The organism is Corallococcus sp. BB11-1, assembly GCF_026626625.1.
In the GTDB taxonomy this organism is placed as follows: Bacteria; Myxococcota; Myxococcia; order Myxococcales; family Myxococcaceae; genus Corallococcus; species Corallococcus soli.
In genome coordinates, this window is record NZ_JAPNJY010000028.1 from 275,503 (window position 1) to 289,248 (window position 13,746).

Annotated in this window: 15 protein-coding genes; 6 read left to right on the top strand and 9 right to left on the bottom strand. The window is 68.5% G+C overall.

The window, feature by feature from the left end:
- Window positions 1-38 precede the first annotated feature (38 nt).
- Window positions 39-686: a hypothetical protein gene (locus OV207_RS22675; RefSeq protein WP_267557181.1), complete on the top strand. Its 648-nt coding sequence runs from the start codon at window positions 39-41 to the stop codon at window positions 684-686.
- A gap of 197 nt (window positions 687-883) precedes the next feature.
- Here the strand turns inward: OV207_RS22675 and OV207_RS22680 are convergent, their stop codons facing one another.
- On the bottom strand, window positions 884-1,825 hold the full coding sequence (locus tag OV207_RS22680) for a DUF808 domain-containing protein (protein ID WP_267557183.1): 942 nt from the start codon (window positions 1,823-1,825) through the stop codon (window positions 884-886).
- Window positions 1,826-1,909: 84 nt separating this feature from the next.
- Window positions 1,910-3,226 carry a hypothetical protein gene (locus OV207_RS22685; protein ID WP_267557184.1) on the bottom strand — a complete coding sequence of 439 codons (1,317 nt, stop codon included), beginning with the start codon at window positions 3,224-3,226 and terminating at the stop codon, window positions 1,910-1,912.
- A gap of 80 nt (window positions 3,227-3,306) precedes the next feature.
- Here OV207_RS22685 and OV207_RS22690 point away from each other — a divergent pair, with 80 nt between their 5' ends.
- Both OV207_RS22690 and OV207_RS22695 read left to right on the top strand, forming a co-directional pair.
- Complete coding sequence (locus OV207_RS22690; protein WP_267557185.1) at window positions 3,307-3,795, top strand: hypothetical protein; 489 nt, start codon at window positions 3,307-3,309, stop codon at window positions 3,793-3,795.
- Window positions 3,796-3,817: 22 nt separating this feature from the next.
- Window positions 3,818-5,029 carry an FAD-dependent oxidoreductase gene (locus OV207_RS22695; protein ID WP_267557186.1) on the top strand — a complete coding sequence of 404 codons (1,212 nt, stop codon included), beginning with the start codon at window positions 3,818-3,820 and terminating at the stop codon, window positions 5,027-5,029.
- 6 nt (window positions 5,030-5,035) lie between these two features.
- On the opposite strand, the gene OV207_RS22700 is transcribed toward OV207_RS22695, so the two are convergent.
- On the bottom strand, window positions 5,036-6,499 hold the full coding sequence (locus OV207_RS22700; RefSeq protein WP_267557187.1) for a PLP-dependent aminotransferase family protein: 1,464 nt from the start codon (window positions 6,497-6,499) through the stop codon (window positions 5,036-5,038).
- 64 nt (window positions 6,500-6,563) lie between these two features.
- On the opposite strand from OV207_RS22700, the gene OV207_RS22705 reads away from it, so the two are divergent.
- The 3 genes from OV207_RS22705 (at window position 6,564) to OV207_RS22715 (ending at window position 9,145) form a co-directional block, all read left to right on the top strand.
- Window positions 6,564-7,061, top strand: coding sequence for a cupin domain-containing protein (locus OV207_RS22705; RefSeq protein ID WP_267557188.1), 498 nt, complete (start codon window positions 6,564-6,566; stop codon window positions 7,059-7,061).
- A complete protein-coding gene (locus OV207_RS22710) occupies window positions 7,058-7,942 on the top strand; it encodes a dihydrodipicolinate synthase family protein (protein ID WP_267557189.1) in 885 nt (294 codons plus the stop codon). The genes OV207_RS22705 and OV207_RS22710 overlap by 4 nt, the downstream gene beginning before the upstream one ends.
- A gap of 69 nt (window positions 7,943-8,011) precedes the next feature.
- On the top strand, window positions 8,012-9,145 hold the full coding sequence (locus OV207_RS22715; protein WP_267557190.1) for a hypothetical protein: 1,134 nt from the start codon (window positions 8,012-8,014) through the stop codon (window positions 9,143-9,145).
- A gap of 23 nt (window positions 9,146-9,168) precedes the next feature.
- On the opposite strand, the gene OV207_RS22720 is transcribed toward OV207_RS22715, so the two are convergent.
- The 6 genes from OV207_RS22720 to OV207_RS22745 all read right to left on the bottom strand — a co-directional run bounded on the left by OV207_RS22720 (window position 9,169) and on the right by OV207_RS22745 (window position 13,728).
- Window positions 9,169-10,077, bottom strand: coding sequence for a hypothetical protein (locus OV207_RS22720; protein ID WP_267557191.1), 909 nt, complete (start codon window positions 10,075-10,077; stop codon window positions 9,169-9,171).
- 1 nt (window position 10,078) lies between these two features.
- Window positions 10,079-10,420, bottom strand: coding sequence for a hypothetical protein (locus OV207_RS22725; RefSeq protein ID WP_267557192.1), 342 nt, complete (start codon window positions 10,418-10,420; stop codon window positions 10,079-10,081).
- Window positions 10,421-10,714: 294 nt separating this feature from the next.
- On the bottom strand, window positions 10,715-11,266 hold the full coding sequence (locus tag OV207_RS22730; RefSeq protein ID WP_193428183.1) for a DUF642 domain-containing protein: 552 nt from the start codon (window positions 11,264-11,266) through the stop codon (window positions 10,715-10,717).
- A 387-nt stretch (window positions 11,267-11,653) separates the two neighbouring features.
- Window positions 11,654-11,854, bottom strand: a complete 201-nt coding sequence (locus OV207_RS22735; RefSeq protein ID WP_267557193.1) for a hypothetical protein — start codon at window positions 11,852-11,854, stop codon at window positions 11,654-11,656.
- A 64-nt stretch (window positions 11,855-11,918) separates the two neighbouring features.
- Window positions 11,919-12,524 carry a hypothetical protein gene (locus OV207_RS22740; protein ID WP_267557194.1) on the bottom strand — a complete coding sequence of 202 codons (606 nt, stop codon included), beginning with the start codon at window positions 12,522-12,524 and terminating at the stop codon, window positions 11,919-11,921.
- A gap of 562 nt (window positions 12,525-13,086) precedes the next feature.
- A complete protein-coding gene (locus OV207_RS22745) occupies window positions 13,087-13,728 on the bottom strand; it encodes an Imm49 family immunity protein (RefSeq protein WP_267557195.1) in 642 nt (213 codons plus the stop codon).
- Window positions 13,729-13,746: the final 18 nt, after the last annotated feature.

Consider the following 13,746-nt stretch of genomic DNA (forward strand, 5'->3'; position numbering starts at 1 on the left):
CTCGTCCTTCCGTCGCGCTCGCGAAAGGATCGACTGCCATGCTGTCGCTGGTCGCCGCCGTCCTGCTGGCCGCTGTCCCCGCTGCCTCCCCCCTGTCCCTGGTATCGACCGCGCCGTCCTTCGATGGACGCCCCTTGTCCGCGCGGCTGCTGGTGGCGCAGGCGACCACGGGCTCGGAGCCGGAACTCTTTCCCGCTGCGCCGTTCCCGGAGCGGGCCGAGCAGGACCCCCAGCCGATGGGCGCGGATGCGGGCCTGGACGCGCGCATCGCGGAGCTGACCCAGCAGGTGGGCCTGCTCCAGGGGCAGATCAACTCCATCCGCCTGGGCCGCCCCGGTGGCTACAAGGCCATGACCATCATCGGCTTCTGTCTCTCGCCGCTGCTGCTCATTGGCCTGCCGCTCATAATCGGTGGACTGGACGAGGCGGGCAGCACCGGGGACGCGCTCATGACCGTGGGCCTGGTCTTCGCGGTGCCCGGCGCGGCGGGCGTGGGGCTGATCATCGGCGGCTTCTCGGGGGGAGCGCGGGCGGCCCGGGAGAAGAAGGACCGGCGCGACGCGCTCATCCAGGAGCGCACCCTGATGGAGCAGGAGCTGCGCGAGCTCCAGGCCCGCCGTGACGGCCTGCGCACCCGGCGCTGGCAGCCCCGCGCCACCCTCCCCCTGCTCGCCGTGCGCTTCTGACGGCGGCGCGAGAGGGGGCCTCACTGCGGCGGTGGCCCTGGGCGCCGGTCTCCTCGCGGTAGGCCAGGGAGCCCACGTGGCCGGAGATGGATTCCTGGAAGACCCACCAGCGCCAGTGCTCGCTCCTCAACGTTCTCACGCCGGGGGTGAGCACCCGCCGTGCTCGGGCAGGTGCTCCCGGGCTCATCGGGGCGCTGCTACTTCTTCGGGCCCCGGCCCTTCACGACCTTCTTGCCCAGGGTGAAGAGCAGCACCAGCACGGCCCCGGCGCCCAGCCCCACCGCGGCGTTGAGCAGCATGGGGGCGAGCCCGCCCAGGAGGGCGCCCACGCCCGGCACGGCCGCGGCCCAGGCGGTGAAGGACTCCTCCGCGTGGTGCAGGCTGGAGATGCCGTGCACGAGGATGCCGCCGCCCACCAGGAACATGGCCGCCGTGCCCGCGACGGAGAGGAACTTCATCAGCCACGGCGCCGTGCGGAGGATGCCCGCGCCCAGGCTGCGCTGGAAGCTCCCGGACTGACGGCTGAGATAGAGCCCCGCGTCGTCCAGCTTCACGATGCCCGCCACGAGCCCGTACACGCCCACGGTCATGATGAGGGCGATGCCCACCAGCACCGACACGCGGGTGGCGAAGCCCACCGTCGCCACGGTGCCCAGGGTGATGGCGATGATCTCCGCGGAGAGGATGAAGTCGGTGCGCACCGCGCCCTTGATCTTGTCCTTCTCCAGGGCGACCAGGTCCACGTCCGGGTTCGTCAGCGCCTCACGCAACTGGGCGTGGTGCGCGCTGTCCTCCTCCGCGCTGTGCAGGAACTTGTGCGCGATCTTCTCGAAGCCCTCGAAGCAGAGGAAGGCGCCGCCCACCATCAGCAGCGGGGTCACCAGCCAGGGCGCCAGCGCGCTGATGGCCAGCGCCGCTGGCACCAGGATGGCCTTGTTGACCATCGAGCCCTTCGCCACCGCCCACACCACGGGCAGTTCGCGGTCCGCCTTCACGCCCGTGACCTGCTGTGCGTTGAGCGCCAGGTCGTCTCCGAGCACGCCCGCCGTCTTCTTCGCCGCCACCTTCGTCAGGATGGAGACGTCATCCAGGATGGTCGCGATGTCGTCGAGGAGCGCAATCAGGCTGCTGCCTGCCATGGGGTTCTTCCAGGTTGGAGGGATGGAAAGTCGCCTTGCGGCCAGAGCGGATTACCACAGCGGGGAGGCCGGGGCACGGACTGCTCAGGGCAGGTCCATGGCCGTGGGGTCGGCCTGCCAGCGCTGGAGCTGCGCCTTGGAGGGAAAGGACCGCACGCGGTAGCGCTCCGGGTACAGCCCCGGCTCGGGCATCAGCAGCGTGCCGGCGTCGCGCACCACGAGGTCCCAGCGGACGGAGGCCACCGGGGGCGCGTCGGGGCCCAGCGCGGAGTCCATGAAGCGGATGACGTCCGCGCGCGGCAGCAGCGTCTCTCCGTCGCTGTGCCAGACGGTCTGCCCGAAGAAGCGCCCCTGCGCGTCCTGCTCCGGCAGGTAGCCGGCGACGAAGAGCTGGGAGCCCTCCTGCTCATGCTGCTGCCGCAGCCGCCCGGTCTGCTCATGGTAGCTGCGCACCCGGCTGGCGAACGCGAGGTTCTCCAGGAGGCTCCGCGACGGGCTGCCCGGCGCCGGCAGGAAGGGCTTCCAGCCGTCGGCCGTGAGGCGCAGCGCGTGTCCGTCCACCGGGCGCGGCGCCTTGACGCCCACCAGGGCCGCCTCCGCCACCGCGAGCAGGCCCGTCGCGTCCTCGGAGCCGGTGATGAGCAGCGTGTCCCTGTTGGGCACCATCACGACCTGGTCGCCCCGGACCTGGCAGCCGCGCACCACGTCCTCCAGCAGCAGCCGCGAGGCGGCGTAGCTGTCGTCCGTGGAGAGCAGGCAGGCGCCCAGGGTCAGGGACGTGAGCGGCACGGGGTCCAGCCGCCGCAGGTTGGCCATCGCGTCGGTGTGGGCCTGCTCGTAAGGGATGCCCCAGCGCGCCAGGTCGTCCGAGGTGACGTAGCGCATGGCGTCCGCGGTGTCCTGGACGAGCGCCACCGCCAGCACCTCGCCCAGCGGCCGCCAGGACACCGGCGCCGACACGCCGGGCTCCTGGGAGAACTGCTCGAAGGTGTCGCGAGCGCGCACCACCAGCCTCAGCAGTGGACGCACCTGTGCGTAGGTCTCCGGGGCCTCCGGGAGCACGCCCGTCCGTCCCAGCCGCGCGAGCACCTCAGCCCGCTGTTCGGGCGGGCGGGCCAGGTACTCGGTGTGGAAGTTGGTGAGGAAGAGCGCCATCCCCAATCCGCCGTCCGGGGCGATACCCTGGATGAGGAAGCGCTCCGGGTCATACACCAGCTCATCCTTGACGCCCCCGGCACGGAGGGCCGCCATGGCCTGCTGGGCGAACGCGTCCTTCTCCGTCAGCTCCGGGAGCGACTTCCCGGAGGACTGCGTCGCCCCGCTGGCGAAGACCAGCGCGGCGACGAGCACCAGGGCCGAGACACCGAAGAGGGCCACCTTCCACTGCGTGTTGCGTGACATGGGCCGGGGAGAAGACCCCGCCAGGGTGGTTTCGTGCAAGCGCACTCAGCGTGCGGTGCGCCCATGGTAGAGAGGCGCCCATGAACCTCTTGCGTTTGTCGATGATGGGCCTGGGCGTGGCGTTCCTGGTGTCTGGCTGCGGAGGCAGCCGGATCAACTCCAAGGTGGACCTGTCCAGGATGGGGCCGTCAATGAACGCCAAGCGCTATGCGAACCTGGAGAAGATCGCCGCGACGGACCTCAAGTGCGCCGAGGAGCTGACGCCCGACTACCTGGGTGAGAATCAGTATCAGATGAGCGGGTGCGGCACCGAGGGCATCTATGAGCTGCGCTGCCGCATGGGCCAGTGCTCGTGGGTGCCCGACGTGAGGGCCCGCGCGCAGTTGGACCTGGGATGCGCGAGGGCGCAGCTCAAGACTTCACGCCTGGATCCGGTCACGGTGGGCGTCACGGGCTGCGGGAAGCGCGCGAGCTACAGGGCGCTCGGCTCGGTCTATGGATTGACCTGGACGCTGAACTCGGCGGTGACCGAGGACGCAGAAGCCGCCGCGACGCCCACGCTGGAGTGACGCGCCCCCTGGAGGGGAGACCATGAACGACTCTTTTGACATCATCGTCATCGGTGGCGGCTCCATCGGTCTGGCCGCCGCCCACTACGCTTCCCGCGAAGGGAAGCGGGTGCTCGTCCTCGAGCGCTTCGACTATTTCAACGACAAGGGCGCTTCGAGTGGGGCCGAACGCCAGTTCCGCATCCAGTACAATGAAAGAGAGATATCGCAGCTCGTCCTCGACTCCATCCCCCTGTGGGAGGAGCTGCAATCCGAATATTCCGTCGAGCTGCTCAAGACCGTGGGTTGCCTGTGGTTCGGCAACTCGAAAGTCACCGGGGCCGAGGGCCAGATTGAAGCCGTGACCCAGGTCATGCGCGAGCTTGACCTCCCCTACGAGACGCTGGGCGTTCGCGACATCGAAGACCGCTTCGGGTTCAAGCAGTTGCCGTCAGCCTACAGTGGCTTCTTCCAGCGGCATGGCGCCGCCATCCATGTCCAGGCCACGCTGAAGACGCTCCACCGGAGCTGCGTGGAGAGCGGGCTCGTCACGCTCAAGAGCCGGATCGCCGTCCGGCGGATCGAGTCGAAGCCGGAGGGCGTCACGGTCGAGACGGATCAAGGTGTCTATCATGGCGCCAGGCTGGTCGTGACGGCCGGTCCCTACGTCAACGAGGTGTTGTCGTTGCTGGGGGTTCAGCTCGATCTCGTGATCTGGGAGATGGTGGGGGCGTACTTCCGGCAGACCGACCCGGCCGTGAAGTTCCCCACCTGGATCTCGTTCGACGAGAAGTCCGGCGATGATCCCATGCTCTATTATGGGTTCCCCGAGACCGACTGGGCCCATTCCAGTCCCTACGTCCGGGTGGCCGCCAACTACCCGGTGAGGACCTTCCGGGACGTCCGTGAATACAAGCAGGTCGCGGACCCGCGGTGCGTCCAGCAGATCAGCGACTGGGTGAAGCGTCACATGAAGGGGCTTGATCCGGAGCCCCGGTTCGCCTCGTCCTGCATCTGCGCGCTGGTGACCGAGCCAGGGAACGAGGGGGTCCTTCGTCGCGAGATCATCATGGACTTCGCGCCCGAATCGGTGCCGCACCACCGCAACGTCGTCGTCTGTGCTTCGGGCTGGAACTACAAGCTCGTGCCGCTCCTGGGGAAGATCTGCACGGAGCTCGCGCTCCGGGGGGAATGCCAGTACGACCTCTCGAAGCTGCGATTCTCCGCCGATGTCATGGCACCCCCTGCGCGCTGAAGGTTCTCAGCGAGAGACGCAACGGGAGAGGGCGTCGCAGATCCGCGACAGCTCGTCCGTGTCGTGGGCGGCGAAACCGAAGCGAAGGGCGGCGAGCCGGCCTTCATGAAGGTACGTCGAACCCGGCGCGATGAGGAGACGCTCCTCCCGCGCCCTCGCCGCGAATGACTCCGCGCTTCGCTGACGCAGCCGCAGCCAGAGGGCCAACCCGCCAGTGGGGACGGAGTACGCAAGGCCCGCTCGCAGTGAAGGGGTCCCGGAGAGCTGCCCCAGGAGGTGGTCCCGCCGCTCCTTGTAGACGCGGCGAGCGCGCCGCGCATGCTGTTGAAGGGTGCCGTCTTCGAACAGCTCCGCGATGGCGCGCTCAAGCACCGGATCGCCCTGCCGCTCAAGCACCGTGCGCGTCTCCCCGAGCTTGCGAATGCACTCGGGAGAAGCGACGAGGTAGCCCAGCCGGATCGCCGGCGCGAGCAGCTTCGAGAGCGACGCGATGTAGACGACGCGCCTTGAACCCGCGGTGGCATGAAGCGGCAGCAGGGGATTTCCCTCGAAGTGGTATTCGTAGTCGTAGTCATCCTCGAGCACCGTGAAGTCAAAGCGCTCGGCCAGATGGAGCAGGTGCATGCGCCTCTCCGGCGTCATCGAGACAGACGTGGGGTATTGATGATGCGGCGTCACGTAGACCGCCTTCAGCCGTCCGCGCAGGGTCCGCGCCGTCTCCTCGAGGATGTCAGTCCTCATGCCGCCGCCGTCGACGGGGATGTGGACGACCTCGGCTCCAGCGAACTCGAACGCCCGCCACGCGGGCGCGTACCCCGGCGTCTCCGCGGCGACCACGTGCCCGCGCGTGAGCATCGACAGCGCGTAGAGTCCGAGCGCGCCCTGGCTTCCCCGGGTCAGGAACACTTCCGCGCTCGTCGTGGAGAGCCCGCGTGCCTGGTTGACGAAGCCGGAGAGCACCTCGCGGAGTCCCGGATCGCCCACCGCGTCGGTGTACCCCGACGCGGTCCGGCTGAACGCGCGAAGCGCCCGACGGTATGCCCGCGCCAACTCCTCCAGCGGCGCGATTCGTGTGTCGGGCAGGCCGTCCGTGATGGACACGAGCGGGGCCTCGCTCCGGACCGGGCGTGCCGTGCGCGGTGGGCGCACTTCGGTGTCGGCGACCGCCAACGGAGGGAGGAGGGCGGCGACGCGCGTCCCCGAGGCCGGGAGGGTCTCCAGCCAGCCTTGCGCGACGAGCTCCTCGACGGCCGCCACCACGACCTTGCGGTTCACTCCCAACTGGGTCGCGAGCGTTCGGCTCCCCGGCAACATGGAGCCTGGAGGGAGACGTCCTCGCTGGATCTCCTGAACCAGGGCGCGGGCGAGCTGCGTCTGTTGCGAGACCGTACCGCCCCGCTCCAGGACCAGGTCGAACCGCCAGGGCCGGCGAACTGGACCCCTCACTGTCTCGATTCTGGAGCCTTTCATGGGTCCAGTTAATCGCTAGACGGAGGGTCGCGCAACGGTGCGCGGCAACCGGCTGGAGCCCTGTATGAACGAGAAGTTTCACTCCGCTGACTTCGACAAGACGCCCCCTCGCCCCCGTGTGGTCATGCCGGAGCGGCTCGCCCATCCCGCGGTGGAGTGCGCGGGTGAGCACGGGGACTACTCGAAGGCCCGGAAGCATCCGGTGTTCTTCGTCGACCTGCCCTCCCATTCGCTCAGCATGACCATTGGCTGGCTCGAGCCCGGCCAGTCCTCCAACCGCCATCGCCATACCTACGAGACCCTCCTGTTCGTCCTCGAAGGCGAGGGCTACTCATACGTCGGGGGCAAGCGGGTTGACTGGAAGGCGGGAGACGCCGTCTACGTGCCCGTGTGGGCGTGGCACAACCATGTGAACACCGGCGCGGGCCGCGCGCGCTACCTGGCGTGCGAGAACGCCCCGATGTTGCAGAACATGGGCGGCATCGCGCTTCGTGAAGAGGTCCCCGACCGGGGGGACCAGCTCTTCGACAAGAGCCACGACGTGGAAGGAGGCGCGCGATGAAGCTCCGCGGAATCGTCTCCTATCCCATCACCCCATTCACGGAGGGGCGTGTGGATGAGGTCCTCCTCGGCAGACTGGTGGAGGACATGGTGGGCGCGGGCGTCCATGCCATTGCCCCGCTGGGGAGCACTGGGGTGTTGCCGTATCTGTCTGACGAAGAGCGGGAGCAGGTCGCGGAGGTGGTCGTCAAGCGGGTGGCGGGAAGGGTGCCCACGCTCGTCGGTGTCTCAAGCCTCACCACCGAGCAGACCGTCCGCCACGCGAAGTACGCCGAGAAGGTCGGCGCCAGCGCGGTGATGATCATCCCCATGAGCTACTGGAAGCTCGGTGATGCTGAAATCCTTGGACACTTCGACGCGGTGGCCAAGGCGATCTCCATCCCGATCGCCGTGTACAACAACCCCGCGACGGGGGGGCTCGACCTGAGCCCCGACATCCTCTCCCGGCTGCTCCGGATCCCCAACGTCACGATGGTCAAGGAGAGCACCGGCGACGTCAATCGCATGCACCGCCTGGTCCAGCTCTGCGGTGAGGACGTGGCTTTCTACAACGGGAGCAACCCGCTCGCGCTGGCGGCGTTCGTGGCGGGGGCGAGCGGTTGGTGCACCGCGGCTCCGCATGTCATCCCCCGGCTCAACGTCGAACTCTATGAAGCCATCGAGCGAGGTGACCTGGCGGCGGCTCGCCGGAGCTTCTATCGGCAGCTCCCCTTCTTGCAGTTCATCGTGGCTCACGGCCTCCCGCGCGCCATCTCCGCGGCGCTCGAACTGATGGGGACCCAGGTGGGACCGCTCCGGGCTCCGCTGCAGCCGCTCAGCCCTGAGCGTGTCGCAGAGCTCCGTCAGATCCTCGTCGACCTCGCGATCCTCCCGGCCGCGTGAGCAGTTAGGCTGGGCGGCGACGTGGCCAGGCGCATGGGGGCCCAGGCCGTGATTCGAGGGGAACATCCGATGGGTGCTGTGTTCGCGGGAGTGTGTCTGCTGGCGGAGCTGGCCCTGGGCGTGGCGCTGATGGTGGGCGCCTTCTTCACCCTGGCCTTCAGCAGCGAGGCGTACCGCCACAACGCCACGCCGCTCCATCAGGCGATGAACCTGCTGGCCTTCGCCCTGGCGGTCCTCCCCACCCTCGTCACGCTCTGGGTCGGCTGGCGGCGCTTCCTGTCGGACCGTCCCTGGGACGCGGTGCCGCTGGGCATGGGGCTGCCGCTGGTGGTGCTCGTGGTGTGCGCGGGCGCGGGCGCGCTGGCGCTGATGGGGGGCGAGTGGTCCACGGCGCGCCACCGCGAGCAGCAGACCCTTGCGGCGCGGGCCGCGCTCCGTGCCGAGGTCGAGGGTGGGGCGCGGGACAAGGCGTGCGACTTGGTGGCGCAGGAGCCGCGCGCCTCCGCGGAGGACATGCGCCGCTGCCGCGAGTTCATCGAGTCCCGGCCCGAGGTCGAAGCCCGCTGGGCGGAGTTCTCGAAGTTCCTCGACGACCGGGGAGGCTTCCGGACCTGGAAGATCGCGGAGGTCGGGCTCGTCCCTTCGTGGGAGTGGAGCAAGGAGGTTCCGCTCATCCGGCACGACCAGGAGTGGTTCCTCCGCGCGTTCTATGAAACCTGGCTGGCCCGGCCCCAAGCCCTCGCGTCCATGGAGGAGCTGGGCCGGTTGCAACTGGCGCTCCAGGGCAGCACCCGCTACCTGGGCTGGGATGCACGCGCCGTGGAGACCCTCCGCACCCAGGTGCTTCCCGTGCTGAGTGGACGGCTGGACGCGCAGGAGCCTCGACTGCGCGCCTTGCCGGACATGGACACATGGCTGCTGGGCTCGGTGCGCGAGAAGATCCAGAACCTCCAGGCCCGGCCCGAGGATGGGGTCGAACCCCTGCCTCCGCTGCCGGGCGCGCCGTCACCGGGCGCCGTCGGCGTGGCGAGGATGGGAGACAACGGCACGTTGGACCTGTGGCTGCGCGCCTCGCCCACGTCGGGGGCTTTCGGAGACGTCTACCTCCAACGCGCCTCGTATGATTCGGAGTACGGGGCCTGGCTGAAGCACCTGGGAGGGGCCCCGCGCCCCGGGGAGCTGCGGTTCATTCCCGCGCCCTGAAGCGGGGCACTCGGCGGAGGGCGTCAGTTGCCCACGTAGATGAAGCGCCCCGAGGAGCCCTTGTCGCCAAAGCCCAGGGTGTGGAGGTTCACCGAGCCCCGGCCGCCAAACTGCTTGTAGCCGCCCCCGTAGTTGGAGTGCTCGTAGAGCCGGTATCGCCAGCCGAACGGGATGCAGTAGCGGAGGGCCGAGACCTTGTCCCCGAAGCCCTCGATGGAGGAGAAGTTGGCGTGGTTCTCCTTGCCCGTGTCCGGGTAGTCAATCATCAGTCCGCGGTCGGTGAAGTCCGAGTCGTCATAGAGTTCGACGAAGGCCTTCTGGAGGTCGCTGTCGCAGCCGGGGTTGGGGAAGGTGGGGCGGAACTCCATCATCTTCACCGTGCCGCCGGGCCCGTCGTTGTCGTGCTCGGTACCGTAGACGATGAGCTGGCCGTGGGGGTCCACATAGACGCCGCCGGCTGCGTCCAGGTTGCAATGGCGGTTGGCGCTGGTGTCATGGCCGGGCGAGGGGTAGCCGCAATACAAGTGGCGCCTGGCGGCCTTGGTGAGCACGAGGTTGTCGCCCTCGGCCGTCACGCGGTGCGCGTCCACCCAATCCCTTCCGGTGCCCAAGTCCAGGTGCGTGCCCACCAGGAAGAGTGAGCCGTCGCACTGGGTGACGAGGTTGAGGTTCTGGTAGTTGGCGAACTCGCGGTCGCTGATGGCGGTGCGCAACTCCGACTCGTTCCAGGTGTCCACGAGGGTGAAGGCATTCATGGAGGCGCGCAGGTCCGCCGTCGTCGAGAGGTAGACCTCCAGGTCGTTGGCGTGCTCGCGGCCGATGATGAGCAGGAAGCGCCCATCTGCGAGCCGGGCCACCGAGGCGGTGCCCGCGTCCTCCGTCATGGCGATGCGGCTGGTGGGCAGCAGGACGGGCTGGGCGGGGTCGGCCATGTCATAGAAGATGACGCGGGCCCATCTCCACGACAGAGAAAGCCTTGTCGGTGCCGGACTGTGAGATGGCAAGGTGGCGGCCACTGCCAAAGGGCAGGCGTTGCACGCCCTGCCAGTGGTTGAGTCGCGTTACCGGGTCGCCGAGGGGAAAGAAGCCCATGACATCCCCGTGGTCGCGCAGGCCGTTGATCGCGAAGACCACGTCGGGGACGCATTGGTTGCATGTGGCATCCCCCCACCCACAGACAGCCCCGCGCATGTCGACGGCATGGGCGGGTGTCCCAAGCAGCGCGGCGGTCAGCAATCCAAGACAGCAGGTGGTCCGAAGGAGCCAGGCGCTCATGTACACCTCCCAGTGACATGTCCCGTCGGTCGAGCGCGGTCCCGAAGAACATGAAGCGGGAGCCGAAGCTCGCCCGCTGTGGGGACGGCGGCCTGGAGTCTACCTGCTCTCCGTGACACGCGTCTGTCGATTCTTGACGCAGGCCTTGGCGTTCCAAGTGCCGGAGAGGATGGCCCTTCCTGGCTTTGTCATGGCCGAGAGGAGGGGTGTCACCGATGCGCTGACCGTTCAAGCCCCGGGAGCGGACTGCTCCCGGGGCCACGCAGCGTTCAGACCCGTGTCTTCACGGGTGAATCACGGACCGTCGACGGTGAGGTCGTCGATGGCCAGACCGCAGCTTGAGCCGGTGGACGTGCTCTGCAGCTTGATGAGCGTGCTGGAGGTCGTCGCGGTGAAGACGTACGTGCGCAGGGTCCAACCCGGCAGGGAGTTGGAGACGCTCGCCGTGGACGGGCCGTAGGTGAGCGTCGCGTTGCGCGTTCCCGTGCAACTGGGGGGGAGTGCCACGTAGAAGCGCACCGTGTAGCCATTGCCCGGAACGGTGGCGATGGTCTGCTCGATGCTGCCCGCGCCGTAGCCGTTCAGGTCAACGGACTTGGTCCCGCTGTTCGGCGTCTTGTACGTGCTGTGCATCACCTTGATGCTGCCGCCCACGGTCCAGTTGGTCAGCGTCGTCGCGCTCGAGGTGAGGACCGTGTAGTTGTAGGAGCCTGACGGCGCCGCCTCGAAGCCACTGTTGGTGACCTTGTTGATGCCCTGCTGCACCGCGCCCAGCTCCGGCGCATCGGCCTCCTGCGACTCGGGACCGCCACATCCCGCCAGCACGAGCCCCAGCCCCAGAGCCACGCCCCCTCGAATCCAGTTCATCATGTGCATGTTCACCTTTCGTGTTGAGCCGCGGCGGTCCGGCGTTCCCCAAACGCGCCGGCCCCGCGGTGCCGAGCATCGGCGTTGTGAACATTAACCGCTCGCTGAGTGTGTGAGGAGTCCCGCGCTGAAACAGGCTGGGTTTTTCACGTCGCGAGAAGAAACCGGCCATCCTGGGTTGTGAAACACTCAGGTGGAAGTTCACACCGTCACGGGGTCTTCTCATCGGCGGTCCACGGTCGCCCGCCAGGCAAGCAACTGGCTTGTTTCACCCTGTCGATGAACCGAGCTTCGTCGAGTGGTTCAGTCTCGTGGATGTCGAGGTCGCGCGTTGCAGGCCGTGTGATGGGGGCCGAGGAGTGCGGCTCAAACGACAGCCGCAGGGATGAGGGCGCGCCGTCCTTCCGGCGTTCGCGCGGCGCCGATGGGCAGGTAGCGGCGCGTCCGCTTCGCCCCGGTGACCGCCAACACGTCGTGCTTCGCGCTCCAGGTGCCCTGGTCGTCATCCGACCCGAAGTTCATCGCGCCCGCCTGGCCGGAGGCGCCCGCCGGGGGGGCTTGGTGCAAGCGCCCCCGAACACAGCGGAGTGGGGTGGCCAGGTGATGGCTTCCGACAGGAGGCCTGCCCCGTTCAGCGCCCTGGCGCGCTCAGGGCGATCGTCCCCACGACGCCACTGTCGGACGTGCTGCAGACCAGGGCGTGACGGGTCAGGGCATGGCCACGCGCCCACGACCTTGCCGCGATGCAGACGCCGAGTGCTCCGCTCGCGGCCCCCACATCCCCGAGCGACGTCGCCGGAACCACCTCGCGAACCGACTCCAGGACGGGTGCCAGTCGCACTCGCGCGTGTCCCCACGCGTTGGCTCGCCACGACTCGCCATTCAAATCGACCACCAGGTCGCCAGAGAACGTCCCACCTGTCGTCATGCGTCCGACGGCGGAGCGGACCGTGGCGTCGAGGTGGCCCGCCATCTCCGGGACCGCGCCGGTCCGCCAACGTATTGCATCATCGGGATCAATCACCGTGGAGGGTCTGGCCACTTCGACTCCCACGAGTCGCGCGGCCACGGTCGCGTTCCTTCGCAGGGCGGTCGACTCCTCCTCCACCAGGAGACATGCGGCGGCCTCACCTGGCCGGAGCCCGGTTGGAAGCTCTTCCGAATGCAGCCGGCGTTCATCGGACAGCCATTGGAGGCTGATGGCATCGAGCCAGGAATCCACCGCGATGAGGAGCACGCGGGCGCACCGACGCTCCGACAGGAGTCGCGACGCGCGCTGGAGTCCAAGCGCCGTGGCCGCATGCCCCCCCCAGGATGAACTCGTCGGCCACCGCGCCTCGCGGGAGCCCCGTGAGCTTGCGAAGCAGGTCCCCGCACGAGCGCTGGAGCGCCAAGGCGGTCTCAGGCCCGGGCCAGCCGAAACGCTGCTCTCCGAGCTCCGGAAGGGCCCACACGAGGCCTGTCTCGCCCCAGAATCCGTCTCCGGCTGGCGGAAGCTGGCCAAACCGGATGACGTCCTCCACCGCGACCTGGGCGAGCCGGATCCAGGCGGCGGTCTGGATGAATCCCTCGGTCAAGGGCCACACCGGTGAGCCCATGAGCGGAGCCTCTTCTTCGTCGCCGTAGACACCGGGCCCCTCGATGGGCCGGACCCGGACGATGCCCGCGCGCAACGCCGCGGCTGAGGAGATGACGTCATCCCCGACGGCGGTCACCAGTCCGAGGGAGGAGATCTCCTCCCTGATGGGCGCACCGGTGGCTTCTCGAACGCCCGCGCTGATTCGACGGTCTTCCAGGAGTCAGGGGAGGGGAGTTGCATCCCCTGGAACGGCCTCGCCAGGCGGGGGGGCCAGCGGAGAATCACGCTCCACGGGCAGCCCCACGCGCTCCGCGAGTTCCAGCCAGGCCAGGACCTCCGTGGACACGTGCGCGAACGTCGCCGCGTCGTCGGCGCTCAAGGCGTTCCGGGCCTGCAAGGCCCGGGTGCGAGCCAGGAGTTCCGCGATGGCTGTCGCAAGGGCGCTCTCGAATGCGAGCGGGTCGCGGCGGTCCAGCGCCGTGCAGACCGCGAGGCGGAAGTCATCCGGAGCCAGTGCGGCCCACGCGTCCAGCCACTGCCGGGCCGAACCTTCCGTGGCTGCCACGAAGAACCGGTCCATGAGGAAGCGGATGTAGAAGAAGTCCTCCTCGTACTCCTTGCCCGTCGCGAGCGTCCTCCGAGAGTGCTTCGCCAGCTCCGCTGCGCCAGCGTCATCACGACATGCGATCGCATCAAAGAAGGGCTCGGACCTGGACGTCACCTTCTCCGAGTCAGGTGCGCTCTGGAGGAAGTGCAGGAATGCACGTCCGCTCTTGAAGAGGTTTGGAAAGAAGGTGCTTGGATCCGCCGTACCCAGCAGTCCCGCGATGCCGAGCCGCCGGTACCGGGTCGAAACCCTCAAGGAGTCCTGCTGTCGCGG

Coding starts and splice junctions, on each gene's coding strand:
- OV207_RS22675 (WP_267557181.1), top strand. CDS start 39: ATGCTGTCGCTGGTCGCCGCCGTCCTGCTGGCCGCTGTCCCCGCTGCC.
- OV207_RS22680 (WP_267557183.1), bottom strand. CDS start 1,825: ATGGCAGGCAGCAGCCTGATTGCGCTCCTCGACGACATCGCGACCATC.
- OV207_RS22685 (WP_267557184.1), bottom strand. CDS start 3,226: ATGTCACGCAACACGCAGTGGAAGGTGGCCCTCTTCGGTGTCTCGGCC.
- OV207_RS22690 (WP_267557185.1), top strand. CDS start 3,307: ATGAACCTCTTGCGTTTGTCGATGATGGGCCTGGGCGTGGCGTTCCTG.
- OV207_RS22695 (WP_267557186.1), top strand. CDS start 3,818: ATGAACGACTCTTTTGACATCATCGTCATCGGTGGCGGCTCCATCGGT.
- OV207_RS22700 (WP_267557187.1), bottom strand. CDS start 6,499: ATGAAAGGCTCCAGAATCGAGACAGTGAGGGGTCCAGTTCGCCGGCCC.
- OV207_RS22705 (WP_267557188.1), top strand. CDS start 6,564: ATGAACGAGAAGTTTCACTCCGCTGACTTCGACAAGACGCCCCCTCGC.
- OV207_RS22710 (WP_267557189.1), top strand. CDS start 7,058: ATGAAGCTCCGCGGAATCGTCTCCTATCCCATCACCCCATTCACGGAG.
- OV207_RS22715 (WP_267557190.1), top strand. CDS start 8,012: ATGGGTGCTGTGTTCGCGGGAGTGTGTCTGCTGGCGGAGCTGGCCCTG.
- OV207_RS22720 (WP_267557191.1), bottom strand. CDS start 10,077: ATGGCCGACCCCGCCCAGCCCGTCCTGCTGCCCACCAGCCGCATCGCC.
- OV207_RS22725 (WP_267557192.1), bottom strand. CDS start 10,420: ATGAGCGCCTGGCTCCTTCGGACCACCTGCTGTCTTGGATTGCTGACC.